This window comes from Bacillus cereus group sp. BfR-BA-01381, from assembly GCF_022663555.1.
GTDB classification, from domain to species: Bacteria; Bacillota; Bacilli; order Bacillales; family Bacillaceae_G; genus Bacillus_A; species Bacillus_A pacificus.
Genome location: NZ_JAKUFR010000072.1, coordinates 1 through 25,883 on the forward strand (window position 1 = coordinate 1; position 25,883 = coordinate 25,883).

Consider the following 25,883-nt stretch of genomic DNA (forward strand, 5'->3'; position numbering starts at 1 on the left):
CGACAAAAAGCGACAGCAGTAACAATTAAAAAAAGAGGAGATTACATGAAGTTCATGCAGCCTCCCCTTATTTATACTATCCAACTTCCTTTTCTCGCTTTGCACGTTCTTTCGCACTCCATTTAAACACCTTATCTAGTAGCGAGTATATTCTCCCAGACTCTTTCGTTAATAACGGTCCTAACGATGCCAATATTAAAACATATAAAGCAGAGAACGGTTTAATCGCTGCCATTAAGCCACCGGCAATGCCGATATTCGCTACAATAATAGAAAATTCCCCGCGTGATACGAGTGTTAAACCTATATTCGTAGAAGCCTTATGGGATAACCCGGCTTTACGTCCTGCAATCATTCCAGCAGTAAAATTGCCGATTAGAGTAATGAAAACTGCTCCTAATGCCAACCAGACTGCTCCTCCAAGCGAAAACGGATCTATGCTTAAACCGAAGCTGAAAAAGAATATGGCTCCAAAGAAATCACGGAATGGGACGACGAGCTTCTCAATTCGATCGCTATGCTCTGTTTCAGAAAAGACGAGTCCTAACAATAACGCTCCAATTGCCTCAGCAACATGAATCGTTTCTGAAAACCCTGCTACGAAGAATAAAATAGCGAATATTACGATAATAAAAATTTCATTTGAGGAAATATCTAATATTTTATTTAAGAACGGCGTAGCTTTTCTAGCGATTACAAAGAATAGTAGCATATACCCTACTGCGATTAACACCGATGTAAGAGCACCTACAAATGATGTGGCACCACCGAGTACTAACCCTGAAACGACTGATAAATATACAGCTAAAAAAATATCATCAAACATGATGATTCCTAATATTAATTCTGTCTCTTTATTACCAGATCTTCTTAAATCAACAATTACTTTTGCAACAATTGCACTCGATGAAATTGTAATGATTCCAGCAATAATTAACGTCTCTAATAAGGGGAAGCCCATCACATAGCCATAAAGCAAACCTAATATGAAATTAAGTGATATGTGGACAGTCCCACCGAAAGCAATTGATTTTCCTGATTTAATTAATTTTTTTATTGAGAATTCTAAGCCTAAATAGAATAGGAGGAATATGACGCCAACACGGCCGAGGAAGGAAATAACTTCTCCGCTTTCAATAAACCTTAAATCGATAAGTCCTAAATCGGGGGCATGAGGCCCCACTAACATACCGAGTATAATGAGAAACGGAATAATCGAGAACTTTAACTTCGCAGCGAGGATAGCTGCAAAAGCTACTAATACTAACGCAGTTCCAACTTCAAAGATTAAAGTATCCATCGATTATGAATCACCTCCTGATGAAAGCAATTCATTAATAATTCTTTTCACTTCATGTCTTTCACCCGATAACACGAGCATATCGCCAGCTTCAATAATAGAGTCTGGACCTGGATTAAAGAATTTCTTCATATTCTTTTTTAAAATAGCAATAATCGTTACGTTATATGTTTTTCTGACATGTAAGCTACCAATTGTTTTTTGTACGACTGGTGCATGATTTTCCACCTTAAACCATTCAATTGATAATCCTTCAAAAGCCATCTCAATCGTGTCTAACGCTTGTGGTCTATATACCATTCCGCCTAATATAGCCGCAATTTGTCTCGCTTCAGAATCACGAAGAGAAATGCTTGAAATACTCTCATCATGATCCGCATCAAAATGATACATTTCTCTTCGGCCATCATCATGAATAACGATAACCATTTTTTCATTACCTTTTGTTATAACTTCAAATTTACATCCAATGCCCGGTAATTCACTTTCTCTAATATTCATAATTTCCGCCTCCTAAAGTTTTTAGTTACGGCTTTTACAAATCTACATCAATCTCTGTTTTAAATTCTTCATCTTTTGAGATTCCCAAATACTTTAATGTCTCTGACGGTGTCGCGTGATGGAAATGCTTTTGCAATAGCGCAATTGCTATTCCCCTTTTGTACGCGTGAAATCCAAATGTTTTTCTCATTGAGTTCGTTCCAATTTTTCCAACAATCCCAACCGCTTCAGCAGCATTATGAATTACACGATACGCTTGTTGACGCGTAATTGAATTTTTCGTTTTATTAGATTGAAATACGTAGTTTTCTCTTTTCACATCAATAGATTGTACGTACTCTAAAAGTGCTTCTTTTACTTTTGTATTTAAATAAATATCTTGTTTAAACTTTTCATCTTTCACAGGAAGAGAATAAAACTCTTTAACAGTTCCATCTTCATTTAATATCTCTTCAAATTTCATACTAAGTAGCTCAGTAATCTTTAATCCAGTGTTAATTCCAATAACAAATAAAAGATAATCTCGCTGAGAGTGCTCTTTTAAATACTTTTTCATAGCCTCAATTTGGCTTATATCTTTTAATGCCTCTACAACTTCCATACATGTATTCTCCTCATCTTATGAACGGTAATTTTCTCATCATGTTGTCCATTTTACCTTATCAGGCTATGAGATTTCCATGTATTATCCATTATTTTTACAATATACTTTTAGGTTTGGAAATTTATAATTGTGCAAATACAGTAAGGGTAGGAATAATAGGGGGGATACAAGTTCAGCCTCTTTCTACAGATCGGATTCCTCCTTTCATTTTCCAGCTGCTTCTACTTTTATATTATGTTACTTACTTACATTATATTATACATTTCAGTAACATTGAAGTGTTTTTTCTGAAAATAATAAAAACCGAGCGTTTTTGCTCGGTTTTTATTATTAATCTTCTTTCGGAAGAACAATTCCTTTATACAATTGAACTGTAATGAAGTAATAAATCGCATAAATAACTACGAAAATTACGATTGGTACCCAAATACGGAAGTACGGATCAACTAAAATAAATCCGAAAATATTCATACCAACTAATACGTGAGCGATACCTACAATCGCTGGGAATAAGAAGACTAAGAATAACTCTTTATAAATGGATTTCGTTAATAATTCACGGCGCACACCGATTTTACGAAGCATTTGATAACGTGTAATATCTTTTGATGCACCAGAAAGAATTTTAAACATTAGGCAGCTTGCCATCATTGCTAAGAATGCAATTCCAAGGAAGAATCCCATAAATACTGTTCCACTCGCAACTCCGTAGAACATGTCATACATTTGATATTTACTATTCATTTGTTCAGCTTTTACATTTTTATATTTATCTAGCTGCAACTCGTCAAGTTTTTTCCATTCTTTTGTGTATGCTACAAAATCATCTGTTTTTCCAGTAAATACAATTCCTTCTTTACCGTTTACAGTATCGTACATTTTTTGATCTACAATTTTAACGGCATGATCTTTGTATATATAGTATGGTTGAATTGTTCTAAATGCCTCTTCCCATTCTTCAGGCATTGCTTTTTCATTTTGATCTTGCACTGCTCCTGCTACTGTACCTACTGGAGCTTCTCCTGAAACTTCTTTATATTTACCGAAACTTGCCTTACCTACACCATCTCGAATAAATGGTTTATGTTTCTCTAAATCTTCTTTTACATAATAAATATATTTGTCGTCTACTTTATAACGATACTCAGTTTTATTTTTAAATGATATACCATCTAAAATTTTCTTCTCTTCAGCTGTAGGATTATGAATAATCGAATCATAAATTTCAAATCCATCAACCGTTTTTATAACGTTATTTTTAAATGCCATACCACCTGAAATTGCACCGGCTCCAAGCGCAACTAACATTGCTACTGTTGCAAGTACCTTTGTTAAACTATTAATACGGAAGTTTAATTGTGCAAATGTAAAAGCGTTAAGTCCCTTTTCACTACGCTTTTTATTACTTTTTAACTTTTTAATAATGACTGGAAGAAGTGAGCCAAATAGCATGTAAGTACCAGCTGTTGTTGTAATTAATGCAATAAGGATTCCCATTTCTCTTAACGTTTCCATATTTATCATCGATGCATATCCAATACCTAATAAAATAACCGCAAGGAATGCAACTACACCTGTCATTTTTCCTTTTACCGCAACACGTTCTGTTTGTGCATCTGCATGTACAAGTTGCAATACAGAAATACGTGATAACTTAATACTATTCATAATTGCTGACAATACAAATAGTGCAAAGAAGAAGATACAAGTAACAGTCATAGATGGCAGATAAAATGCTTTATAACCTTCACCTGCAAATTCTAATTGTTTCATTAATAACTGACCGATACCTTCTGCAAGTCCTACACCTACTGTAATACCAATCGCAAGAGATGCAGCGCCTAATACGATCGTTTCGATAAACATAAGTAATGTAACTTTATGCTTTTTTGCTCCTAACATCATATACATACCAAACTCTTTTTGACGAAGAGATAATAAGAAAGAGTTCGCATATAAAATATAGAAGAACGTTATAATAGCAAGTAAAAATGAACCTGCCTGGAATACAAATCCAATTGATTGAATAACCGAGTTAGATTCAATAAACGCTTTATTTAGAGCTAACGTTTGAAACATATAAAAAATTGAAATCGACATGACAAGGCCGACAAGTAAGACGATGTAATCTTTCAGCTTACTTTTCAGTCCTGACATGGAAAGTTTAAATAACATACTGGAGCCTCCTTTCTTACGCTTTTTGTGTACCTAAGTCTGCAAGTACATCTAAAATTTCTTTGTAGAACTCTTCACGCGTACCACCGCGATGAATTTCTTTATATAGCTCACCATCTTGAATAAATAAAATACGCTGACAGTAACTTGCACTGTACGGATCATGTGTAACCATCATAATAGATACACCTTGATCTTTATTTAAGTTTGTCATCGCATCAAGTAAACTCGTTGCATTTTTAGAATCAAGCGCTCCTGTTGGCTCGTCCCCTAAAATAATTGCAGGTTCATGCACAAGTGCGCGCGCCGCTGCTGAACGTTGTTTCTGTCCACCAGATACTTCAGATGGATACTTTTGAAGAATTGCTGAAATGCCTAACATATCTGCTACCTTTTCTACTTTTGGCCCAATATTTCGTGACGAGACACCTTGAAGAGAAAGTGGAAGTGCAATGTTTTCGTAAATAGATAAATTCTCTAATAAGTTAAAGTCTTGGAAGATGAATCCTAATTTTTGTGAACGGAAATCCGAAAGCTCACCTTGCTTCATTTTCGTAATATCCGTTCCCGCAATTTCAACAACGCCGCCCGTTGCTTTATCAAGCGTTGAAATTACATTTAATAATGTCGTTTTACCAGAACCAGATGGTCCCATAATCCCAACAAACTCACCCTCTTGAATTGAGAATGATACACCTTTTAATGCGTGCGATTGATTCTCACCTTTTTTACCGTACACTTTTTGAACGTTTTTCACGTCTACAACTGGTTTCGTCATATATATCCTCCTACGCTTGTTTTTCCATTACCTATTTTGCGCTTTTTAGAGGCGAACTGCTATTTGTTAACATTACATTTACCTTACACTTTTGTAATATAACAAAGGTGTACTTGTAAGCTTGGCTATTAATACTATTAACATATTGAATTGGTAAATGAAATTATATCGGCGATTTTCAAAATATATCGACTTATCGACGAAAAATGACAATAAAAATAAGCTGTTCCACAAAAGGAACAGCCCACTTCTCTCTTTATTTCTTTAAAGGTGTTACCGTCCAATACGTAATAACACGCCAAATCCATTCTAATGGACCCATTTTAAAGATTTTCATCCAAATCACACTATACACAATTTGAATTGCATAAATTGCGATACATACATATAACGTCTGCATGTACGTTAAGTTACCTTCAAAGTTAAATACACTTCCTGCGATTAAAATCATTGCAGTTTGACCGATATAATTCGTTAAAGCCATACGACCATAATATTTCAGTGGCGCTAACAATGTTTGAACTGGTTTTAATTGAAGTAGTAAAATTAATGCTCCAACATAGAAAGCTGAAATAATTGGTCCAACTGTAATACCAATTTTTAAAAATTGGCTTGCAGCATCCACTGTTCCATCTTCAATTTCCACTATCCCATTTATAAATGGTTCAGCAGGAACGTGCCCATATTGATACCATACAGCTATTACGCTTAAAACAAACATAATACCTGTAAAAATAGCGACTTTCTTTATGTTCTGCGTAAGATTTTCAAATACACGATATTGTCCTGCAGCAAGCCCTAATAAAATTAAGCCAAGTGGTAATAATTCTTTAACTCCCATTACACTAAAAGCTATTGTCAAAATAAGACCAATGACTAAGTTCACTTGTTTTTTCGCCTTATAAAATGGTAAAACGATTAACCCGCAAATTGCGTATAACGCTAGTGCTTCCCCAGGCTGAAACATTTGATGAATCAAACCGAAAATAAATAGTGCAACTAAGCGGCGGAAAAATAAAACATATCCATTTTTCCCCTTTGCAATTGCTCTAGAGATAAAGATATAGAATCCCACTCCAAATAAGAATGAGAAGATTGAGAAGAAACGCCCTTCTACAAATAAGTATAGAAATCTTTGATAACTCGCATCTACTGTATTAGGATCTGGGATTTTAATGTTAAGTAGTGCAAGAATATTTACTAAAATAATCCCCAGTAATGCGAAGCCACGAATGTAATCTAACTCATCAATTCGTTTGTTTGTCATATTGTTCCCCATATAGCAACTCCTTGTCCAAAAGTTAATCCTCCCCTACTCTACTGGAAATGTAGTCTTACAACTATCGACAAACCTTACAGAAATCTTACATTATTGTCATATAGCAAAATAAAACCAGGTCATATTGCGACCTGGTTTACTCTGATTGTTTCGATTTTTGAGGTTGTCCTTTTTTACTGTTGCGCTGTTTCACTTGAACAACTGGATCAAGTTCATTTGAAAACTCAGCGTTATGTCCATTTTGCGTTTTTTGTTCTGGATTATTTTGATCTGAACGTTTCGCCATTACATTCACTCCTTATTAGTGCGGTGTAATAATCATTTGATGTTGCAATTGGCGAATTGCCATACGTGCTCTATTTAATTGCTCACGTTGCTCATCATTTGCATGTTGTTGCATCGTTTGTAAATCGTTATATGCTTGTTCTAATTGTAACTGCGCATCCGAATACTCCATCGTATTATAATGCTCTTGTCTCATACCAAGATTTAGTTGTTCTTTCGCATATTCCACCGCTTGTTCCGCTTGTGTAATATACGATTCAAGTGATTGACGCTCTGCCATAATTGTCCCTCCTTGCTTCAATTCCCCTTTAGTGTGTCCCTTCCATATGAACCTTATGAGTATGTTATAATGGATTTTGTTTCATTTTGACTCGGCTTAGGAGGGAAAGTAATGAAGGTTCAAAACCCTTTTCCATATACAAACGACAATAAACGTTATCATACGTGGAATTACCATTTACGAAATGAATTTGGTGAAAAAATCTTTAAAGTTTCATTAGATGCTGGCTTCGATTGTCCGAACCGTGACGGTACAGTTGCTTATGGCGGTTGTACATTTTGCAGTGCTGCTGGATCTGGTGACTTCGCTGGCGATCGCCGCGATGATGTTATAACGCAATATCATGAAATGAAAGAAAAAATGCGCTCAAAGTGGAAAGATGGAAAATGTATCGCTTATTTTCAGGCTTACACAAATACACATGCACCACTTGACGTATTAAAAGAAAAATTCGAACCGCTTCTAGCTGAAAAAGACGTTGTCGGTCTTTCTATCGCAACTCGTCCAGATTGTTTACCAGACGATGTCGTTGAATATTTAGCGGACTTAAATAAACGCACATATCTTTGGGTTGAACTCGGATTACAAACTGTTCATGAACGTACTGCAAATCTTATTAATCGTGCTCACGATTATCCTTCTTACGTTGAAGGCGTAAATAAATTGCGTAAGCACGGCATTCGAGTTTGTTCTCATATTATTAACGGTCTTCCTCTTGAAGATTACGACATGATGATGGAAACAGCTCGTGAAGTAGCGAAGCTTGATGTACAAGGAATTAAAATTCATTTACTTCATTTATTAAAAGGAACGCCAATGGTGAAGCAATATGAAAAAGGCCAACTAGAATTCCTTTCTCTTAAAGATTACGTAAGTCTCGTTGTTGACCAGCTTGAAATGATTCCAGAAGACATAATTGTGCACCGTATCACAGGTGACGGTCCACCGGATTTAATGATTGGTCCAATGTGGAGCTTAAATAAATGGGAAGTATTAAATTCCATCGATGCAGAATTTGTACGCCGCGGAAGCTGGCAAGGAAAATATGCAAATGAGGAGAAACAAAAATGAAATTAGAACGTGTATTACCGTTTGCTCGCACTCTCTTGCAAACGGCAGTAAAAGAAGGCGATTATGCTGTAGATGCAACTTTAGGAAACGGACATGACACTTGCTTCCTAGCTGAAATCGTTGGAGATAACGGAAAAGTATTTGGATTTGATATTCAAAAAGAGGCAATTGAAAGCTCAACAACTCGTCTAAAAGAAAAAGAACTTTTCGAACGCACTGTTTTAGTTCACGATAGTCACGATACACTTCTATCCGTACTACCAGAAGATGCAAAAGGAAAAGTAACAGGCGCAATTTTCAACTTAGGTTATCTTCCAGGCGGAGACAAGCATATCGTTACAAAACCGAACTCAACAATTTCGGCAATCGAACAACTATTAGAAGTAATGGCACCTGAAGGTATCATCGTCCTTGTTATTTACCACGGACATCCAGAAGGACAAGTAGAACGCGACGCTGTTCTCAAATTTGCCGAAGAATTAGACCAAAAACAAGCACACGTACTGCGCTACGGCTTCATTAACCAACAAAATAACCCGCCATTTATTGTGGCGATTGAGAAGCGATAAATATATCGACGATTTTTCAATTATATCTATCGTAACTCCGAATATATCGACGATTCGACACACTATATCGACTTATCGACAAAACATAACAAAAAAAGACGTGCACTTATTGCACGTCTTTTTGTTATTCTCCTATATAATGGATATATACACTGTATAGGAGGATAGAACTTTGCTAGTAGAACTAAGGGGAATTCAAAAGAAGTATGGCAAATCACTTATACTAGACAACATTGATTTATCCATTCCAGAAGGAGAAGCACTCGCCATTGTTGGCGGGAACGGGACTGGAAAAAGTACTCTACTCAAAATAATTGCAGGCTTTATTTCACATACGGCAGGGACAATTCAAAGGAAAGAACATATACAAATCGGTTATGTACCTGAACATTTTCCTGAAGGGATTCGTTTTACATTAGAAGATTATCTATATCATCTCGGTCGCATTCACGGTTTATCAACAAAATATGTAAAAGATAAAATTCCGATGCTCCTTGAAAAGTTTCATTTACTTCATGCAAGGCATTCCGTTGTACAAAACTTTTCAAAAGGTATGAAACAAAAAACAGGCATTATGCAAGCATTACTTACGGACGTACATTTATTAATTTTAGACGAACCGCTTTCTGGACTCGATTCTAACTCTCAGCAAGAACTAGAACATATTTTACTCTCATTAAAACAACAAGGTATATCCGTGTTATTTACATGTCACGAAAAACAACTATTAGAAAACTTCGCTGATAGAATTGTGACGTTAGCAAATCATACAATCACAGAAAATATCTCTGCACAAAAAGGAGCAGAACAAGTCTATATTGAAGCAATTGTTCACGAAACATTTTCAGCGATAGAACTACAAAAACAATCCGGTTTTATACACGTTGCACACAATTCAAATCAAAACTTTATTCAATTGCACATCGAAAAAGAATATACAAATGACATACTTCAGTTTTTATTACATAAAAAAGCATCTATCACACTGCTACAACCTAACTTTTAAATCGAAAGAAGGTTTATTATGTTTGCTCTTATTCGTTATCACTTTCTCGACTATACAAAATCGTATAAGTACGTCCCTCCTATTGCGATGTACTTCATGAGCTTACTTTTTGTATATGCATATAAACCGACTCCTATTGTACCGACATATTTAGAAACAGCACTCGCACTTTATTTATTATCTGCCTGGATTACACTCACAATTTTTCATACCGAAGATCCTGTACAAGAACAAATTACGATTTCTCACACAAATAATATTTCCGCACTATATGTAGGGAAATATATTACGGCTCTTCTCATTTGTACTGTTTTATCTTTTATATCCGTAATCTACCCAATTATTTTGCAAATGTTTAATGAAGAAATGACAGTTTCTTTATTTCTAGTCGGATTTCTCGCTCATATGTCTTTCTCTATACTTGGAATTTCAATCGCATCTTTATTTACTAGAAATATGATTCCAAAAGCAAGCACCGCTTGGCTTAGCCTTACATTCATATTACTTATAACGATCGCATCTATCCGGTTTAAAAAAGAGTTACTATGGTTTTTACCACCTGTCGAAAGCTTTCTCATGCTTGGACAATACAAATATAATATACTGACTCACACGCTATGGCTCACAGCTTGGGCTATCGTATATTCATTTTTATTATTTACCTTGTTTCTGTTTATCGTTCGCAAAAAACGTTTTTAATTACATATTAAAGGAGACGAAACAATGATCGGAATACTAGCAGGAATGGGACCAAAATCAACTGGGCCATTCGTCGATACAGTTGTAGCAAAGTGCCAAACAATATACGGAGCAAAGCATGATATGGACTTTCCTCATATGATGATTTATTCGTGCCCAACACCATTTTATATGGATCGCCCTATTGATCACGAAGCGATGAAAAAAGCGATTATTGAAGGGGCACAAAAACTCGAAAGTACTGGCGTAGAATTTATCGCTATGCCGTGTAATACAGCGCATCTTTATTTTGAAGAATTACAGCAATCTCTTTCTATCCCGATTTTAAATATAGTCGATGAAACGTTACAAGCAATTCCTAAAAACGTAAAAAGAGTCGCTCTTCTTGCAACAGAAGCAACTGTTCAAGCTGGGATTTATCAAGATGGGATTACAAAACGTGATATACAGTACATTCATGATGAAAAATGGCAGGAAATGATTAATCAAATCATTACTTATATTAAATCTGGGGAGGTTGAAGAAGCTCGCGAATTGTGGAATGCGCTCGTTTTACAATTGAGAGAGGAAGTTGATACGGCAATTATCGCATGTACCGATTTGAATGTGGTGGCAAGTGAGGATTTTATTGATTCTGCTAAATGTCTTGCTGAGGCGGTTGTTAGGATGTATTTATCAAATATAAAGAAATCTTCATAAACATAGAAAACACTCCTTCTGAAATGTGTTTTATGTTTAATAAAAATCCCACAAACTTTTAACTTTCTTCACAATTCTTTCAAAGTAATCACACTTAATCTCGCTATATTAAATAAGTAGTTATTCATATAGGGAAGGTTAGGGGAACTGAAAGTATGAAAGTAAATCGTTCGCTTCATTACATTTTTTGGCGTTGGCATTTTTATGCTGGGCTTTTTATTACGCCGCTTCTTATTACGTTGTCACTAAGCGGAATTGGGTATTTATTTCGGGAAGAGGTTGAGGATTTCATCTATAAAGATTTATATTTTGGGAAGAGTGCTCAAACAGAATCTATTTCAATGGCTGATTCTATTTCCTTAACAGAGAAAAAATATCCACATTATAGTGTGGCGAAAATTAGTGAGTTTGATGGGGATTATAATACGAGACTTACGATTGCAAATGAGTATACTGGGCAACAAAAATATGTGTATTTAGATAATAATAATCAAATTGTTGGGGATCAAAACGCAAGTGAAACGTTTGCCAATATTATGAGGGAATTACATAGTTCTCTTTTAGTTGGTGGCACTGTCGTTAACTATACTGTAGAACTTGCGGCATGTTGGACAATCTTCTTAATTGTAACTGGGTTGTACATGAGTATACGCCAATTAAAAAACACACCGGCATCCAATAAGCGAGAAAAAGCAAAACGGCGTCATTCTATTATCGGTATTATATTTACAATTCCTCTCGTTTTGTTAGTTGCATCTGGATTGCCATGGTCAGGATTTATGGGTAACCAAATTTATAAAATTGCATCGTCAAATGAATCACTCGGATATCCGAAATTGTATATGGCACCGCCTGAATCGAAGGTAAAAGAATTGCCGTGGGCAACTAGAAAAGAAGCACCTCCTGAATCGAATTCAAATGAACCGAAAGCAGTTTCAGTTGATACATTACAAAAAGGAATTGAAATAAAGAAGCCATACGTTATCTCACTACCAACTGATCCGAAAGGGGTATTCACCGTTTCGAAATCAAGCGGTTCTGGTATTACGGGCATGGATGTGGCACCAAATGAAGAAATAACAGCTTACTTTGATCAATATAGCGGAGAACTCATTTCCAAAACAGACTATCGTGATTATGGCTTATTTGCACAATGGTTCACTTATGGTATCCCGCTTCACGAAGGTCATTTATTCGGATGGCCCAATAAAATATTATGCTTACTAACGACATTATCTTTATTACTTCTTATTTATTACGGAATAAAAATGTGGTTAGCAAGAAAACCGAAAGGAAAATTAGCAGCACCGCCAAAGCAAAGAGATAAGAAAAGCATAATCGTTTTCTTTATCATGATGGTTATACTAGGCGCTGTCATGCCTTTATTTGGACTATCTGTATTAGTTATTTTTGCGATTGAACTTCTTATATATGTATTTTCAAAAATACGCTCATAATGAAAAAGCATTTGTACTACCGTGTACAAATGCTTTTTATTTACTATTTTCTTTTTTTCTACCACTTATTAAAAAAACAATATCTACTATTAGCTTTTGAAACAATTGCTTCATTTCGCCACCACCTTTACCATATTATAACAAAAAACCACTCTACATGAGTGGTTTTCTTCATCACTGCGCTGTTTTCTTTCGGTACATCTTCCCGTTCCAATAGAAGAATCGTGAAGTGAGGCCCCCGTATTTTACAATGCGCCGTGCCATTTTGTGCATATTCTTTTGTGCTGATACTTTTTGATCTGATAAATAAATACCAAGTAATCCTCGGCTTATAAGGCGATGAAACTTCGCATGAGGCAAGTCACCAATGCTCTTCTCTGCTTCTTCTACAAAATGTTTCATACGATCTAATATCACTTGCTCGTTTTCGTAATAACTACAGAAATTTAAATCTCCACCTATACGGTCTTCTTCCTGATCAATGAAATAATCAAGTAAAATATGAAGTCCTTGTACGTAAGGGAAGTATCCTTGTCTAATTTTCGCAATATCCTCATCATGTAATTCATCATGAAAGGCATATGCGACAAGACAGAAGATTCCAAGTGTAGAACCGGCACATGCTGAAAATTCAAACCAACTCATCTCCGGTAAATTTTCTTTATGCGCTTCAAACCATGTTTGTAATCGTGGTTCTCTTTCTTCTAATTTTACATGTTTATGAATTTGCAAATCACAATAATAACAAGCAAGTTCATGAAGAATAGGAGCAATTTTGTCATAGTGCTTCGTTTTCTTTAAAACATCTTGGCATGTTTCAACAAGTTCGTCTAAATAACCACCATCATCTTGATCATCACGATAGCGATAATAATTACCGCCACCTTCTACTTCAGGTGATAATGCCATTAACATAGATTCATGCAACGCGGCAAAATCATTTGGATCAAGTGATGTACTGCGATCACATAAATTATCTAAATAGTCGCTGATCGTTTGATACGCTACGATAAAACGAATACATTCCTCTCGGTGTTCATTTGCTAATAGCGCTAAAATGCCACCGCCCTCGCAATGAAACGTTTTATGCTCAATACTTGCGATTGCCTGACTATGAAGCTCATCATTCGGAATATGGTAGGCACGCTCTTTCCACATCGCTAGCTCATGGTGTACAACCGGAAACACATCACGGTATACTTTCGCCATGAGCGTTATGGGATTACTCGGTACGTTCACTTCTTCCTTCATCTCCTCTATTCAATGTACAAATAATTTACTTATTTGTTTCTATTATGTTATTGATGCGTATTTCAGTAAATGACTGAATATAATTCAAAATTTCATCACGCTCATACTCATTTAATAACTCATGATAACAATTCGGCCATTCTTTAAAAGCCTTATCACTTATTTTAACATTATCAAACCAAGTACGGACACGTGTTTTATCTACAAGTTTATCCTCACATGCTTGCATTAGCAAGAGTGGAACGTCTGGAAAATCATCTATTTTCTTATGAGCAATTTCAATAGACTTAATCAATTCACTATACCAACGTACTGATACTTTGCGCAAGAACAATGAATCATTCTCCATTGCATCTCTCACTTCATGATTACGAGTTGACATTTCCACTGTAAGATTCGTTGCAAATTGCAATTTTGGTGCGATAATATTTAATATTTTTGAGGCAGCTTGCAGCGGTGCAGAAGGTCCAGCTAATACGCCTAAACATGGCGAACTTAAAATAATACCGTCTACATCTTCTCTCTTCGTTTCTTGCATCATACGAATAACGATAAGACCACCCATACTATGACCGAATATAAAAATAGGTAACCTATACTTTCTTGCCTCTTTCACCCATAATTTAACTTCCTCTATGTATTCATCAAATGAATCAATATGTCCTCTATTTCTTGAAGTCGTTCCATGTGACGGAAGGTCTCCCATCACGACGTGGTAACCGTTATGATTCCACATTTCCGCAACGGCTTCATAACGTCCGTGATATTCCATCGCTCCGTGTACAATAACGATTACAGCCTTTGCTTCCTCCGCTTCGTAATTCCACATACGAACCTCCTCCATTTCACTCTTTTTCATAATTTGATACACTGAAACTAGTCTCTAGGAAAGGAAGGCTTTACATGATATATCCTTATAAAGAAAAAAATCCGAAAATTGCGAGTAGTGCTTTTATCGCTGACTACGTTACCATTACAGGTGATGTTTCCGTTGGCGAGGAATCAAGTATTTGGTTTAATACAGTCATACGCGGCGATGTTTCACCAACAATCATCGGAGACCGGGTAAATGTACAAGATCAATGTACACTCCACCAAAGCCCACAGTATCCTCTTATTTTAGAAGATGACGTTACAGTTGGGCATCAAGTTATTTTACATAGCTGTCATATTAAAAAAGATGCTTTAATTGGAATGGGATCTATTATATTAGATGGTGCTGAAATTGGCGAAGGAGCCTTTATCGGTGCTGGAAGCCTCGTTTCACAAGGAAAGAAAATCCCGCCAAACACATTAGCTTTCGGTCGTCCAGCGAAAGTCGTTCGTGAATTAACAGAGGAAGACCGTAAAGACATGGAGCGAATTCGCACGCAATACGTTGAAAAAGGTCAATATTATAAATCACTACAAAAATGATTTTACCGCTGCCATAACACTGGCAGCTTTTTTATATAAAATCTAACTTTTTCTTTACAAAACATTATTACTCCCTCAACAAAATCTTATTAAAATAAAAGCTAATATCTCCATATATATGTAAACGAGGGAGGAGAATTTTCATGAAGGTCAGTGGACTGTATAAAATAGAATGTTACATTTTCAAAGGAATTAACCGATACTTTGATCAAAAAACGTTAAACGTCTTTTTCAGCAATATTACTCATATCGGCGGCGCGACTTTCTCCATCGCACTCACACTGTTCTTTTTAATTTTCGCAGATGGAACTTTGCACCAAGCTGCAATTGCAACTGCTATTTCGTTAGCAATTAGCCATGTCCCTGTGCAAATATTAAAAAGATGGTATCCACGAAAACGTCCTTATTTAACAATTCAAGATGCAAAATATCCAGTCCATCCATTACAAGACCACTCTTTCCCGTCTGGTCACACAACAGCTGTTTTCTCTGTCTTTATTCCATTTATTTGCTATAATCCAAGCTTACTTATTTTCCTATTACCGTTAGCATTATGCGTTGGTATTTCGCGCATTTATTTAGGGCTTCACTATCCGTCTGATGTATTCGTCGGTATGTGCCTCGGCACTTGCTCTGGCATCATCTCTTTTTATCAATTCATCCCACTTTTCACATAAAGGAGTGATATGATGAGAGTCGCCATTTTTACCGATACTTTTACGCCACAAGTGAACGGGGTTGCGAAAACGTTAGAGCGGTTAACACGATATTTTCAGAAAGAAAAAATCGCCTATTCTGTTTTCGCTCCTCAGCATACAGCTGAAGATAATTTCGTAGCGAATGTCAACAAGATGAGAAGTATCCCGTTAACAATATTATATCCAGAATGTCGCTTTTCTTTTCCTACTCCACGCATTAAACGAGAACTTCTTTCCTTTAAACCTGACATGATTCACATTGCTACACCTTTCAACATGGGACTTTGTGGATTATATTATGCAAAAAAGTTAAACATACCAGTTGTCGGTTCTTATCATACTGATTTCGATGCTTATTTACGCTATTACAAAATCGAATTTCTCTCCAATATGCTTTGGAACTATTTAAAATGGTTTCATAGTCATATGCAAAAAAATTTCGTACCCTCTCCTGAAACATTACATCAATTAAAACATAAAGGCTTTCAGGCCCTCTCCATATGGGGACGTGGTGTAGATTGCAATCTCTTTCATCCAGCTTACAATACAGACCTATTCCGAAAAAAATATAATATTACAGCGAAGTACGTCCTTTCCTATGTTGGACGGATTGCTCCTGAGAAAGATATTGATACGTTGCAAAATCTTATCGTTAAATCTGCACATACTCGAAGCGACATTCATTGGCTTATAGCAGGAGACGGTCCTCTAGCAACAAGTCTTCGTGAAGATGTTCCGAAAACAAATGTCACGTTTACTGGCTATTTACAAGGCGTGGATTTAGCTGAAGCCTATGCTTGTTCTAACATCATGGTATTTCCATCAGCTACTGAAACATTCGGAAATGTCGTACTTGAATCGCTTGCATGCGGCACACCTGTCATCGGTGCAAATAGTGGCGGGGTTAAAAATATTATTACAGATGGAAAAACGGGAGTTCTTTGTCCGCCCAAAAATGAGGACGCATTTCTATCATCCATTTATTCTTTATTACAAAATGAAGAAAAACTGGAGCAGATGGGAATAGCAGCTTCATCTTATGCGAAATCAAAAAGCTGGGATGAGATCTTTCGTGGCTTGCTTAACCAATATGAAGAAGTCCTTCAGCATAACGAATCAGAGTTACTTGCTTAAATAGAAAAACTCCCTTCAAAAAACGAAGGGAGTTTATTACACAGTTGTAAACTTTACTTAAATAAAGTGAAACTTTAATCAGTGGGGGTTTTCTTCATCCCCCACTGATTATTAGTTGAACCAATCGGACTTTTATGGGCAGTTGATCCCCCACCTAACTTCTTTGCTTTTCCTGAATTTTGAGGTGGGGGTCTTACTGCCCATTAAAGTCGGGTAAATAATACACAAGGTTAAATATCAATTTATTCCTATATTCATTATAACAAAAATAAACATAACTAAACAGACTTGTAATAAAAACCCATAAAAATTAATATATGGTTATACAGTGTTTTAACTGTATAGTGATTTTAAGAATTCCCCTTAAAATCAACTTACTCACATACCTTTATACAGTAATTGTTCCCCAATTTCTGTATACAAAAAAACCTTTCATTCATTTGAAAGGTCTTTTTGAGCCTGCACATATTCTTCTTTCGTATTCACATTTATAAACCAATCTGCATGCGCTTGTACATCTTCACCAGCAATATATTTCACATTACATTGTGATAAAAGCTGACCCATACTTCTTTTTTCTTCTTGAAGCAAAGCATAAATCTTTTCTTTCACGCGGTTATGGTACGCTGCAAGTAACGGTTGTTTTCTTCCATTAATAATAGGTACAATCGCATCATATTCATTGCTTGTTTGCTCTAATAAAATGGTAAACCACTCATGCGAAACATTTGGCGCATCACATGGCATAATAGCGTACCAATCTGCTTCTATGTATTCCATTCCTGATACAATTCCAGCAAGTGGGCCGTTTCCTTTATAATGCGGAATATCTTCTATAACAGGAACTTGTACGAGTTGCTCTACTCGCTCTTTTATATCGGAGTGACTAATGACTACAACTTCTTGGAGCGCACTTGTCATCAATTTCAAAATATGCTCAATAAACGTACTACCTTGCCAGCTTGCTAATGCTTTCGGCTCACCGAATCTACTCGACATACCGCCCGCTAATACAATTCCAGCCCACTTACTCATTGGCGATGCAACTCAAATGTAATATGACCTAATTCTGGTAAAATTAATTTATTCATCGCAAGACGAACTGCGCCGCTAGATCCTGGCATCGAGAAGACTACTTTGCGCCCAATTGTACCACCAATCGCTCTACTTAACATTGCGCTGCTTCCGATATCTTCTAAATAACTAATCATGCGGAACAACTCACCAAATCCAACAATTTCTTTATGTAATAACGCTGATACTGCTTCAATCGTCACATCGCGTTTCGTAATGCCAGTACCGCCATTTGTTAATACAACATCTACATCTTCTCTATGATAACCATCTAAAACTGCTTGCTGAATACTTTCTTTATCATCTTTTACAATTTCATAAGATGTCACTGTATGGCCTGCTTCTTTTAACAATTCATGTAATAGTTGTCCGCTCTTATCTGTCTCTTCTGTACGTGTATCGGAAATCGTCACGATCTTACAACGCACTTCTTTTGGCGCTTGTTTTTTATGTTCGGTTACGCTCATTTTTTATCTTTCCTTTCTTAAAAACTTTTCTTCATTTTATCATACATATCTTTACACAATTATGTATGAAACCAATAATGCACCATGATACAATCTAAGTATACTAACCCACAAAAAGGAAAATGAAAACATCCTTTCTTGTCCCCCTAGACTTCACATCGTTAGCTAACCTTTAACTTTTTGGTATTTTCTACAGATTAAAATTCAGTTTTTAAAATTGCACTACCAAATAAATCGGAGGTCTACATATTATGGAACTTTATAAAAAATTAACAACAACATTCATCCTCTTATTCATCGCTTCAATCACAGTCGGCTTTTCCTTAAAAGGAGCAATCCCATACGCGACATTGGTGAGCATTATATTTGCGACACTATTTTTAATAAGCAGTGCCTTTTGCGCAGGTAAAGCACGTCAAATGAAAGGTTGATTATATATGTTCAAGAAGAAACCAATCCTTTGTAAATCATGCGGGAAAGAAATACAAACGTATGAAAAAGCGTGGATTCATATGCCATTTCCGGCGAATGGCATGACGAATATGAAAAAATATATTGAATTAGAAGGACAAGTTTATTGTAGCTCGTGTGTTGGGATAATGAACAAAGACCAGTAAATACAAAAGGGGTGTTTACATTGTTTGAATCAAACCGTATCCAGTTACGAAAGTTTTCTGAAGATGATATTCTAACGTATTATAAATGGCATAATGATATAGACGTTATGAGTTCAACTACACTTAACCTTGATAAATATTCCTTACAAGATACAGAAAAACTTTGCCAGCAATTTATTCATTCTCCAAACTCTAAGAGCTATATCATTGAAGAAAAAGCTACGAACCTTCCAATTGGTATTACTTCTTTAATTCATATTGATTCGTATAATCGAAACGCTGAATGCATTATTGATATTGGTAAAAAGGATTACTGGGGGCAAGGTTATGGGAAGGAAGCTTTCACCTTATTATTGAATTATGCATTTTTAGAATTAAATTTACATCGCCTTTCTTTACGAGTATTTTCTTTTAACGATAGAGCAATTAAATTATATAAATCACTCGGTTTTCAACATGAAGGAACTTGTAAAGAAGCTATATTTCGCAACGGCACTTGGCATGACATTGAACTCTTCGCTTTATTCCAACGTAATTATAAATAAAAAAAGCTTTGCGCTCACCGCGCAAAGCTTTTTTTCATATATTATAGACCAGCTTGCTCTTTTAAAGCTGCAGCTTTGTCTGTACGTTCCCATGATAGATCTACATCAGTACGTCCGAAGTGGCCGTAAGCTGCTGTTTGTTTGTAAATTGGGCGACGTAAGTCTAGCATTTTAATAATACCAGCTGGGCGAAGATCGAAGTTGTTACGAACTAGTTCTACTAGTACGTCTTCAGATACTTTACCAGTGCCGAATGTATCAACTGAAATTGATACTGGTTGTGCTACACCGATTGCGTATGCAAGTTGTACTTCTGCTTTTTCAGCAAGACCAGCTGCTACGATGTTTTTCGCAACATAACGAGCTGCATATGCTGCAGAACGGTCAACTTTTGTTGCATCTTTACCAGAGAATGCACCGCCACCGTGGCGAGCGTATCCACCGTAAGTATCAACGATGATTTTACGTCCTGTTAAACCAGCATCACCTTGTGGTCCACCAATTACGAAGCGGCCAGTTGGGTTAATGAAGAATTTTGTTTCTCCATCGATTAATTCTGCTGGTACTACAGCTTTAATTACGTGCTCTTTTAAGTCGCGATCGATTTCTTCCCATGTAACATCTGGGTGATGTTGTGTAGAAATTACGATAGTATCAACACGTACTGGTTTACCATTTTCATCATACTCAACTGTAACTTGCGTTTTTCCATCCGGACGTAGGTATGATAATGTATCATCTTTACGTACTTCAGTTAAACGGCGAGCTAATTTGTGAGCAAGCGAGATTGGAAGTGGCATTAACTCTTGTGTTTCATTACATGCGAAACCAAACATTAAACCTTGGTCTCCTGCACCAATTGCCTCAATCTCAGCGTCAGTCATTTGACCTTCGCGTGCTTCTAGCGCTTGGTCAACACCCATAGCGATGTCAGCAGATTGCTCATCGATAGATGTTAAAACTGCACAAGTTTCTGCATCGAATCCGTATTTTGCGCGTGTGTAACCAATGCCTTGAATTGTTTCACGAACGATTTTTGGAATATCTACGTAAGTAGAAGTCGTAATTTCCCCCGCTACCAATACTAAACCAGTTGTTACAGTTGTTTCACAAGCTACACGTGCATTTGCGTCTTTTGATAAGATCGCATCTAAAATTGAATCAGAAATTTGGTCACAAATTTTATCTGGATGTCCTTCAGTTACAGACTCAGATGTGAACAGATGACGTTTTTTTGTCATGTGGTAAACCTCCCTACAGTAATTGTATATATTGTACGGAACTCATCCTTAATTTGCCACAGATTGCGACATACATTTATTCTCCCACACAAGCATACAGAAAAACCTTTCCTACATAATAGAGAGGAAAGGTTTAATTTGCTACTTGCATACTGCTTTTTGCCCTTCGCTCTTATCGTTCGAGACCTGTAGCCTCGCACAGGTTTTAGCACCTATTCACTTGTATTTACCAATACAAGTGAGGTTGCTGGGCTTCATCGGGCCTGTCCCTCCGCCAGCTCGGGATAAGAGAGTATCCGTCCCAACCTATACTAAAGAAATGATATTCATTTGTCAATTAATATTCACATTTTCCTGAAAGTTTTTCTCAGTGCGCCTGAAATGAAATATTAATAAGGAAATAATGCATTCACACAAACAAAAAGAAATAAATAGTATACATTATTTATATAATTGTGTTATACTCTTGTTGGGGATTACGAGAAATATTTCATTAAATGAAAAGGATGGTATATAAATATGAGTACTGTGAATGTCCAAATTGGTTTACACGAATTATTGAACGGAAGCAATGCACAGATTCAACTAAGTGTTCCGCAATTAGTGGAAAAAGTATTAATGCGAAATGAAGGGAAATTAACTTCGACTGGTGCCGTTTCTGCTTCAACTGGAAAATATACAGGACGTTCTCCTAAAGATAAATTTATTGTGAAAGAAGCATCGGTTGCTGACAAAATTGCTTGGGGAGCAGTGAACCAACCGATTTCTGAAGAACATTTTAATAAATTATATACGAAAGTTTTAGAATACTTAAAAGAGAAAGAAGAGTTATTCGTCTTCAAAGGATTTGCAGGCGCTGACCGCAATTACCGCCTACCAATTCAAGTTATTAATGAATATGCATGGCACAATCTATTTGTACATCAATTATTCATTCGTCCAACTGAAGAAGAATTAACAACTCATGAATCAGAGTTCACAATTGTTTCTGCACCGAATTTCAAAGCTGATCCAGCTGTTGACGGTACAAACTCTGAAGCATTCATTATGGTTTCATTCGAAAAACGTATCGTACTAATTGGCGGTACAGAATACGCTGGAGAAATGAAAAAATCAATCTTCTCTATTATGAACTTCTTATTACCTGAACAAGATATCCTTTCTATGCATTGCTCTGCAAACGTAGGTGAAGAAGGCGACGTAGCACTATTCTTCGGTTTATCTGGAACAGGTAAAACAACATTATCTGCTGATCCAAACCGTAAATTAATCGGTGATGATGAGCACGGTTGGTCTGATAACGGTGTATTCAATATTGAAGGCGGTTGCTACGCGAAATGTGTAAACCTTTCTCACGAGAAAGAACCACAAATTTTCGATGCAATCACATTTGGATCCGTTTTAGAAAACGTTATCATTAATGACCAAACGCGTATCGCAGACTATAACGATACTACTTTAACAGAAAATACTCGTGCTGCATACCCTATGCATGCGATCGACAATATCGTACTGCCAAGTGTTGCAGGACACCCAAATACAATTATCTTCTTAACTGCTGATGCATCTGGCGTATTGCCTCCAATCAGTAAGTTATCAAAAGAACAAGCTATGTACCACTTCTTAAGTGGTTACACTAGTAAACTAGCAGGAACAGAGCGCGGTGTTACATCTCCGCAAGCAACATTCTCAACTTGCTTCGGTTCACCATTCTTACCACTTGATGCATCTCGCTATGCTGAAATGCTTGGTGAAAAAATCGAGAAACACGATGTGAAAGTATTCTTAGTAAACACTGGCTGGACTGGTGGCGAATACGGCGTTGGTAAACGTATGAACTTAGGTTACACTCGTGCAATGATTCAAGCAGCATTAAACGGTGAACTTGCGAAAACTGAAACAGCTAAACATGACATCTTCGGTCTTGAAGTTCCACTTCACGTACCAGGTGTACCTGACGAAGTGTTAATGCCTGAACAAACTTGGGCTGATAAAGCTGCTTACAAAGCAAAAGCAATCGAACTTGCAAATGAATTCAAAGCTAACTTCAAAAAGTTCGACAGCGTATCTGAAGACATTATTAACTTAGGCGGCCCAATCGCTTAAGTGCTAACTTTCTGTTGGAATCACCCTTTACTCATATGAATAAGTGTCGTATAACCGTAAAGTTTCGCGTACTCACCGACAAAACCCAATGCGGCTTAACGGTTACACACACTTACATAAAAAAGAAGCTTACGTTTTTTACGTAAGCTTCTTTCTATATCTTCTCTCTTCATCTATGATTTCTCTCGATAAATCACAGAAAATTCATTCTATAATCATTCGTTTTTTATTTTTTTATGATACAATTTACATATACAGGAAAGGGGGAGGTCTATGAAAAATTTTTCTCGTACAGGAAAAATTTTATTCAGTTACGGAGCGATTCAAATGTTTTGGGGACTTGTAATGCTTAACGTTAATGTATTTGAGCATACAAGCGAAACAATAAAATATATTATTCTAATTACCGGAATAGTTTTTTGTATTATATCCAACTTTTTTAAAGAACATAAAGGTCATACTATTACGTGATTTTATGTTAACTTATTGGAAGCAGAAACCTGTATTTTATGAAAAGTTTCGCTTCCTATTGTACTATTCCTCGCTGGATCCCTTATTCCAGGGTAAATTCATTTTTACACATACAAATTACGGCTTCGAGCATATATATTATATCCCTATCACTACATCTCTCTCGTTTCACATCGCATGGGGTTAAAACAGGCCCTGACCGCTTCTTTTTAGTTTTTCAGCTCTTCGTTAATTCTTTCTCATCTTTCATACTATAATAACCTAAGTTAACGACGATTAAAAAATAACCGCCCATAATCCCTACTGCAAATGCCCACATAACCATATGGTGCTCAATTTCGTACATAATAATAGCGCCCAAAATAGCAGCCGCAAAACGATTAAACATACCGAGCGTCGGTGCTTTCGTTTTCTTTACGATACTATCTCCAAGCTTTTCAATTCGTCTCCCTAAAAGCCAAACGCAATACATACTTACAATAAGTCCAATTCCTGCACCTAAAAAATGCGCTGAAAACGGTGTTACCATCCAGCCTAGCAAAAGAAAACCTAGTATATAATACGATTGAATTTTAAACGACCTTAACGACATACTAATCATGCTGTTCTCCTCTTCTTCAGTAATTTTTATCTATCCAACAAAAGACCTCTTTCAAGTTCATACTACTTAAACCCATTTCACTCAAATTAAAAAACAACATAAACGGTATGTTTATGTTGTTTAAATGTTTTTAGAAAATAATATTATACAAGATTTTAAACATCATATTTTCATAATTTGTGACGTTTTTCCAAACATTTTTCGTCCATTTATGAAAAAATTGATATCAATCTATGAACATACGGATATGATGTAATAAGTACACAAATAAAGGGGGCGTCTAATGATTTATTTTTTAATGGCTCTCATTCACCTCATTATCCCTGCACTTATTGGACTTTCATTGTATTGGTACACGAAAAACCATAGTATTTTCTACGCTGTCCTCGGTGTCCTTCTTCCGGGTATTATTCTTATCACACTCTTCCGTATTCCATTTTTAAACTTAATTCCTCTTATTACTGCTATCTTATTTCTCATCTTCTTACCAAAAATAAAAAAATAGGAAAGCAGATCATAGGTGATCTGTTTTCCTATTTTGATATAGGTTCCCCTGCAGTAGAATGCACTTTTACTTTCTCCGATTTCACAAACCATAAACCGAAGAAAATAATAATTCCACCGATTATTTGTTGAAACGATACATATTCATTTGCCCATACAGCTGCAAATAAAACAGCTACAAGTGGCGTTATATACATATATACCATCGTATGTGACGCTCCAATTTTTTGTACACCAACATACCACATCACTAAACCAAATACTGTTACAAAGAAAATAGAATATAGTAAAGCGAATAGTGTTATTCCATGTGTAATGTGAAATGGCATTATAAATACGTATGGTCCACTTAAAAGCAAGAGTGGAATCGCGCCAACTAGTGCTGACCATGCGGTAACACGTAGCGCTGAATATTTTTTAATTAATGGACTTGCTAAAACAGGATAAAGCCCCCAACATATTGATGTAATGAGTCCAATCCCATTTCCATAAAAGGAACTAGCAAGTGAATTCCCTGCTACTAAAACTAAGGCTGCACCACAAAAGGCAATGATCGAACCGATAAGTTTTCGAGAAGAAAACTTTTCTTGTTTTAAGATAATCGCAAATACAGTTGTAAAAATAGGTGAAATAGAAATGAGTAAAGAGGCATTGGTAGCGGATGTATATTTAACAGTTTCCATAAATAACGTTTGATACAGTACAATACCTACAACGCTAACGATAATTAATCTAGGTATATCCTTGCGCTCCATATAAACCGACTTTTCAATAAAAAATGTAAGGAGTAACATAAGCGGTGCCGCCGATATCATCCGAAGTGCAGTAAACTCAATTGCTGTAAATTCTAAAAGTCCATATTTCGCAATCGTAAAATTAATCCCCCAAATAATAACGACTGCTAAAATTAATAATTCAATTCCCCATCTTCTCATGCGTATCCCCTCCGCAAATATGATTATACAGAAAATTCAATCATATGTACATTTCATTATGTGAAAAAACCTTTGTATTGTATGAAACGTTTTGGTACATGAAATTATATCGGCGATTTT

Annotated in this window: 30 protein-coding genes and 1 riboswitch; of the genes, 15 read left to right on the plus strand and 15 right to left on the minus strand. The window is 36.1% G+C overall.

What is annotated here, in order from left to right; translation table 11 throughout:
- Positions 1–76: 76 nt before the first annotated feature.
- The 8 genes from MR079_RS21050 to MR079_RS21085 all read right to left on the minus strand — a co-directional run bounded on the left by MR079_RS21050 (position 77) and on the right by MR079_RS21085 (position 7,202).
- The gene (locus MR079_RS21050) at positions 77–1,300 is read right to left on the minus strand and encodes a cation:proton antiporter (RefSeq protein WP_070807002.1); all 1,224 of its coding nucleotides are present in this window, start codon (positions 1,298–1,300) and stop codon (positions 77–79) included.
- A 3-nt stretch (positions 1,301–1,303) separates the two neighbouring features.
- Entirely contained in the window at positions 1,304–1,801 is a 498-nt protein-coding gene (locus MR079_RS21055) for a cation:proton antiporter regulatory subunit (RefSeq protein WP_001026046.1), read from the minus strand.
- Between the two features lie 34 nt (positions 1,802–1,835).
- Positions 1,836–2,402, minus strand: a complete 567-nt coding sequence (locus MR079_RS21060) for a tyrosine-type recombinase/integrase (RefSeq protein ID WP_000454214.1) — start codon at positions 2,400–2,402, stop codon at positions 1,836–1,838.
- 333 nt (positions 2,403–2,735) lie between these two features.
- Positions 2,736–4,580 (minus strand): FtsX-like permease family protein, encoded by a 1,845-nt coding sequence (locus MR079_RS21065; RefSeq protein ID WP_242294563.1) that lies wholly within the window; start codon positions 4,578–4,580, stop codon positions 2,736–2,738.
- Positions 4,581–4,596: 16 nt separating this feature from the next.
- Positions 4,597–5,358, minus strand: a complete 762-nt coding sequence (locus MR079_RS21070) for an ABC transporter ATP-binding protein (protein WP_000165846.1) — start codon at positions 5,356–5,358, stop codon at positions 4,597–4,599.
- Between the two features lie 256 nt (positions 5,359–5,614).
- Positions 5,615–6,637 carry a DUF418 domain-containing protein gene (locus MR079_RS21075; protein WP_242294564.1) on the minus strand — a complete coding sequence of 341 codons (1,023 nt, stop codon included), beginning with the start codon at positions 6,635–6,637 and terminating at the stop codon, positions 5,615–5,617.
- Positions 6,638–6,773: 136 nt separating this feature from the next.
- The gene (locus MR079_RS21080; protein ID WP_001129344.1) at positions 6,774–6,923 is read right to left on the minus strand and encodes a hypothetical protein; all 150 of its coding nucleotides are present in this window, start codon (positions 6,921–6,923) and stop codon (positions 6,774–6,776) included.
- A gap of 15 nt (positions 6,924–6,938) precedes the next feature.
- Positions 6,939–7,202 (minus strand): YtzC family protein, encoded by a 264-nt coding sequence (locus MR079_RS21085; protein WP_000840873.1) that lies wholly within the window; start codon positions 7,200–7,202, stop codon positions 6,939–6,941.
- 111 nt (positions 7,203–7,313) lie between these two features.
- Between MR079_RS21085 and mnmL the strand changes: the two genes are divergently transcribed.
- The 6 genes from mnmL to MR079_RS21115 all read left to right on the plus strand — a co-directional run bounded on the left by mnmL (position 7,314) and on the right by MR079_RS21115 (position 12,703).
- Positions 7,314–8,273, plus strand: coding sequence for a tRNA modification radical SAM protein MnmL/YtqA (mnmL, locus tag MR079_RS21090; protein WP_139869803.1), 960 nt, complete (start codon positions 7,314–7,316; stop codon positions 8,271–8,273).
- The gene (gene mnmM, locus MR079_RS21095; protein ID WP_000764489.1) at positions 8,270–8,842 is read left to right on the plus strand and encodes a tRNA 5-(aminomethyl)-2-thiouridylate-methyltransferase MnmM; all 573 of its coding nucleotides are present in this window, start codon (positions 8,270–8,272) and stop codon (positions 8,840–8,842) included. Before mnmL ends, mnmM begins: the two co-directional genes overlap by 4 nt.
- A gap of 172 nt (positions 8,843–9,014) precedes the next feature.
- On the plus strand, positions 9,015–9,848 hold the full coding sequence (locus MR079_RS21100) for an ABC transporter ATP-binding protein (RefSeq protein WP_139869801.1): 834 nt from the start codon (positions 9,015–9,017) through the stop codon (positions 9,846–9,848).
- 18 nt (positions 9,849–9,866) lie between these two features.
- Positions 9,867–10,547: an ABC transporter permease gene (locus MR079_RS21105; RefSeq protein ID WP_139869800.1), complete on the plus strand. Its 681-nt coding sequence runs from the start codon at positions 9,867–9,869 to the stop codon at positions 10,545–10,547.
- Positions 10,548–10,571: 24 nt separating this feature from the next.
- Positions 10,572–11,246 (plus strand): aspartate/glutamate racemase family protein, encoded by a 675-nt coding sequence (locus MR079_RS21110; protein WP_139869799.1) that lies wholly within the window; start codon positions 10,572–10,574, stop codon positions 11,244–11,246.
- A gap of 155 nt (positions 11,247–11,401) precedes the next feature.
- Positions 11,402–12,703: a PepSY-associated TM helix domain-containing protein gene (locus MR079_RS21115; protein ID WP_242294565.1), complete on the plus strand. Its 1,302-nt coding sequence runs from the start codon at positions 11,402–11,404 to the stop codon at positions 12,701–12,703.
- A gap of 174 nt (positions 12,704–12,877) precedes the next feature.
- Here the strand turns inward: MR079_RS21115 and MR079_RS21120 are convergent, their stop codons facing one another.
- A complete protein-coding gene (locus MR079_RS21120) occupies positions 12,878–13,942 on the minus strand; it encodes a tetraprenyl-beta-curcumene synthase family protein (protein WP_001102457.1) in 1,065 nt (354 codons plus the stop codon).
- A gap of 37 nt (positions 13,943–13,979) precedes the next feature.
- Positions 13,980–14,783: an alpha/beta hydrolase gene (locus MR079_RS21125; protein ID WP_000267430.1), complete on the minus strand. Its 804-nt coding sequence runs from the start codon at positions 14,781–14,783 to the stop codon at positions 13,980–13,982.
- Between the two features lie 74 nt (positions 14,784–14,857).
- Here MR079_RS21125 and MR079_RS21130 point away from each other — a divergent pair, with 74 nt between their 5' ends.
- The 3 genes from MR079_RS21130 to MR079_RS21140 all read left to right on the plus strand — a co-directional run bounded on the left by MR079_RS21130 (position 14,858) and on the right by MR079_RS21140 (position 17,202).
- Complete coding sequence (locus MR079_RS21130; protein WP_000640209.1) at positions 14,858–15,370, plus strand: gamma carbonic anhydrase; 513 nt, start codon at positions 14,858–14,860, stop codon at positions 15,368–15,370.
- 143 nt (positions 15,371–15,513) lie between these two features.
- A complete protein-coding gene (locus MR079_RS21135; protein WP_016718724.1) occupies positions 15,514–16,047 on the plus strand; it encodes a phosphatase PAP2 family protein in 534 nt (177 codons plus the stop codon).
- A 12-nt stretch (positions 16,048–16,059) separates the two neighbouring features.
- Positions 16,060–17,202, plus strand: coding sequence for a glycosyltransferase family 4 protein (locus MR079_RS21140; RefSeq protein WP_139869797.1), 1,143 nt, complete (start codon positions 16,060–16,062; stop codon positions 17,200–17,202).
- Positions 17,203–17,634: 432 nt separating this feature from the next.
- Here MR079_RS21140 and MR079_RS21145 read toward each other — a convergent pair whose 3' ends face one another.
- Both MR079_RS21145 and MR079_RS21150 read right to left on the minus strand, forming a co-directional pair.
- Positions 17,635–18,237 (minus strand): molybdenum cofactor guanylyltransferase, encoded by a 603-nt coding sequence (locus MR079_RS21145; protein ID WP_242294566.1) that lies wholly within the window; start codon positions 18,235–18,237, stop codon positions 17,635–17,637.
- A complete protein-coding gene (locus MR079_RS21150; RefSeq protein WP_000117138.1) occupies positions 18,234–18,743 on the minus strand; it encodes a MogA/MoaB family molybdenum cofactor biosynthesis protein in 510 nt (169 codons plus the stop codon). The genes MR079_RS21145 and MR079_RS21150 overlap by 4 nt, the downstream gene beginning before the upstream one ends.
- A gap of 251 nt (positions 18,744–18,994) precedes the next feature.
- Between MR079_RS21150 and MR079_RS21155 the strand changes: the two genes are divergently transcribed.
- The 3 genes from MR079_RS21155 to MR079_RS21165 are packed head-to-tail and all read left to right on the plus strand — an operon-like array spanning position 18,995 to position 19,905.
- Positions 18,995–19,174, plus strand: a complete 180-nt coding sequence (locus tag MR079_RS21155) for a hypothetical protein (RefSeq protein ID WP_073530106.1) — start codon at positions 18,995–18,997, stop codon at positions 19,172–19,174.
- Between the two features lie 6 nt (positions 19,175–19,180).
- Positions 19,181–19,360 (plus strand): hypothetical protein, encoded by a 180-nt coding sequence (locus tag MR079_RS21160; protein ID WP_139869795.1) that lies wholly within the window; start codon positions 19,181–19,183, stop codon positions 19,358–19,360.
- 20 nt (positions 19,361–19,380) lie between these two features.
- The gene (locus MR079_RS21165) at positions 19,381–19,905 is read left to right on the plus strand and encodes a GNAT family N-acetyltransferase (RefSeq protein WP_087954022.1); all 525 of its coding nucleotides are present in this window, start codon (positions 19,381–19,383) and stop codon (positions 19,903–19,905) included.
- 41 nt (positions 19,906–19,946) lie between these two features.
- Here the strand turns inward: MR079_RS21165 and metK are convergent, their stop codons facing one another.
- Positions 19,947–21,146 (minus strand): methionine adenosyltransferase, encoded by a 1,200-nt coding sequence (metK, locus tag MR079_RS21170; protein ID WP_000163115.1) that lies wholly within the window; start codon positions 21,144–21,146, stop codon positions 19,947–19,949.
- Positions 21,147–21,315: 169 nt separating this feature from the next.
- Positions 21,316–21,437, minus strand: a riboswitch (SAM riboswitch).
- A gap of 228 nt (positions 21,438–21,665) precedes the next feature.
- On the opposite strand from metK, the gene pckA reads away from it, so the two are divergent.
- Positions 21,666–23,252: a phosphoenolpyruvate carboxykinase (ATP) gene (gene pckA, locus MR079_RS21175; RefSeq protein WP_242294567.1), complete on the plus strand. Its 1,587-nt coding sequence runs from the start codon at positions 21,666–21,668 to the stop codon at positions 23,250–23,252.
- Between the two features lie 273 nt (positions 23,253–23,525).
- Positions 23,526–23,723, plus strand: coding sequence for a hypothetical protein (locus MR079_RS21180; RefSeq protein ID WP_242294568.1), 198 nt, complete (start codon positions 23,526–23,528; stop codon positions 23,721–23,723).
- Between the two features lie 217 nt (positions 23,724–23,940).
- Here the strand turns inward: MR079_RS21180 and MR079_RS21185 are convergent, their stop codons facing one another.
- Positions 23,941–24,324, minus strand: a complete 384-nt coding sequence (locus MR079_RS21185) for an ATP synthase subunit I (RefSeq protein ID WP_000624921.1) — start codon at positions 24,322–24,324, stop codon at positions 23,941–23,943.
- Positions 24,325–24,607: 283 nt separating this feature from the next.
- On the opposite strand from MR079_RS21185, the gene MR079_RS21190 reads away from it, so the two are divergent.
- Positions 24,608–24,829, plus strand: a complete 222-nt coding sequence (locus tag MR079_RS21190; protein WP_000639042.1) for a hypothetical protein — start codon at positions 24,608–24,610, stop codon at positions 24,827–24,829.
- A 28-nt stretch (positions 24,830–24,857) separates the two neighbouring features.
- On the opposite strand, the gene MR079_RS21195 is transcribed toward MR079_RS21190, so the two are convergent.
- Positions 24,858–25,763, minus strand: a complete 906-nt coding sequence (locus tag MR079_RS21195) for a DMT family transporter (RefSeq protein WP_001255401.1) — start codon at positions 25,761–25,763, stop codon at positions 24,858–24,860.
- Positions 25,764–25,883: the final 120 nt, after the last annotated feature.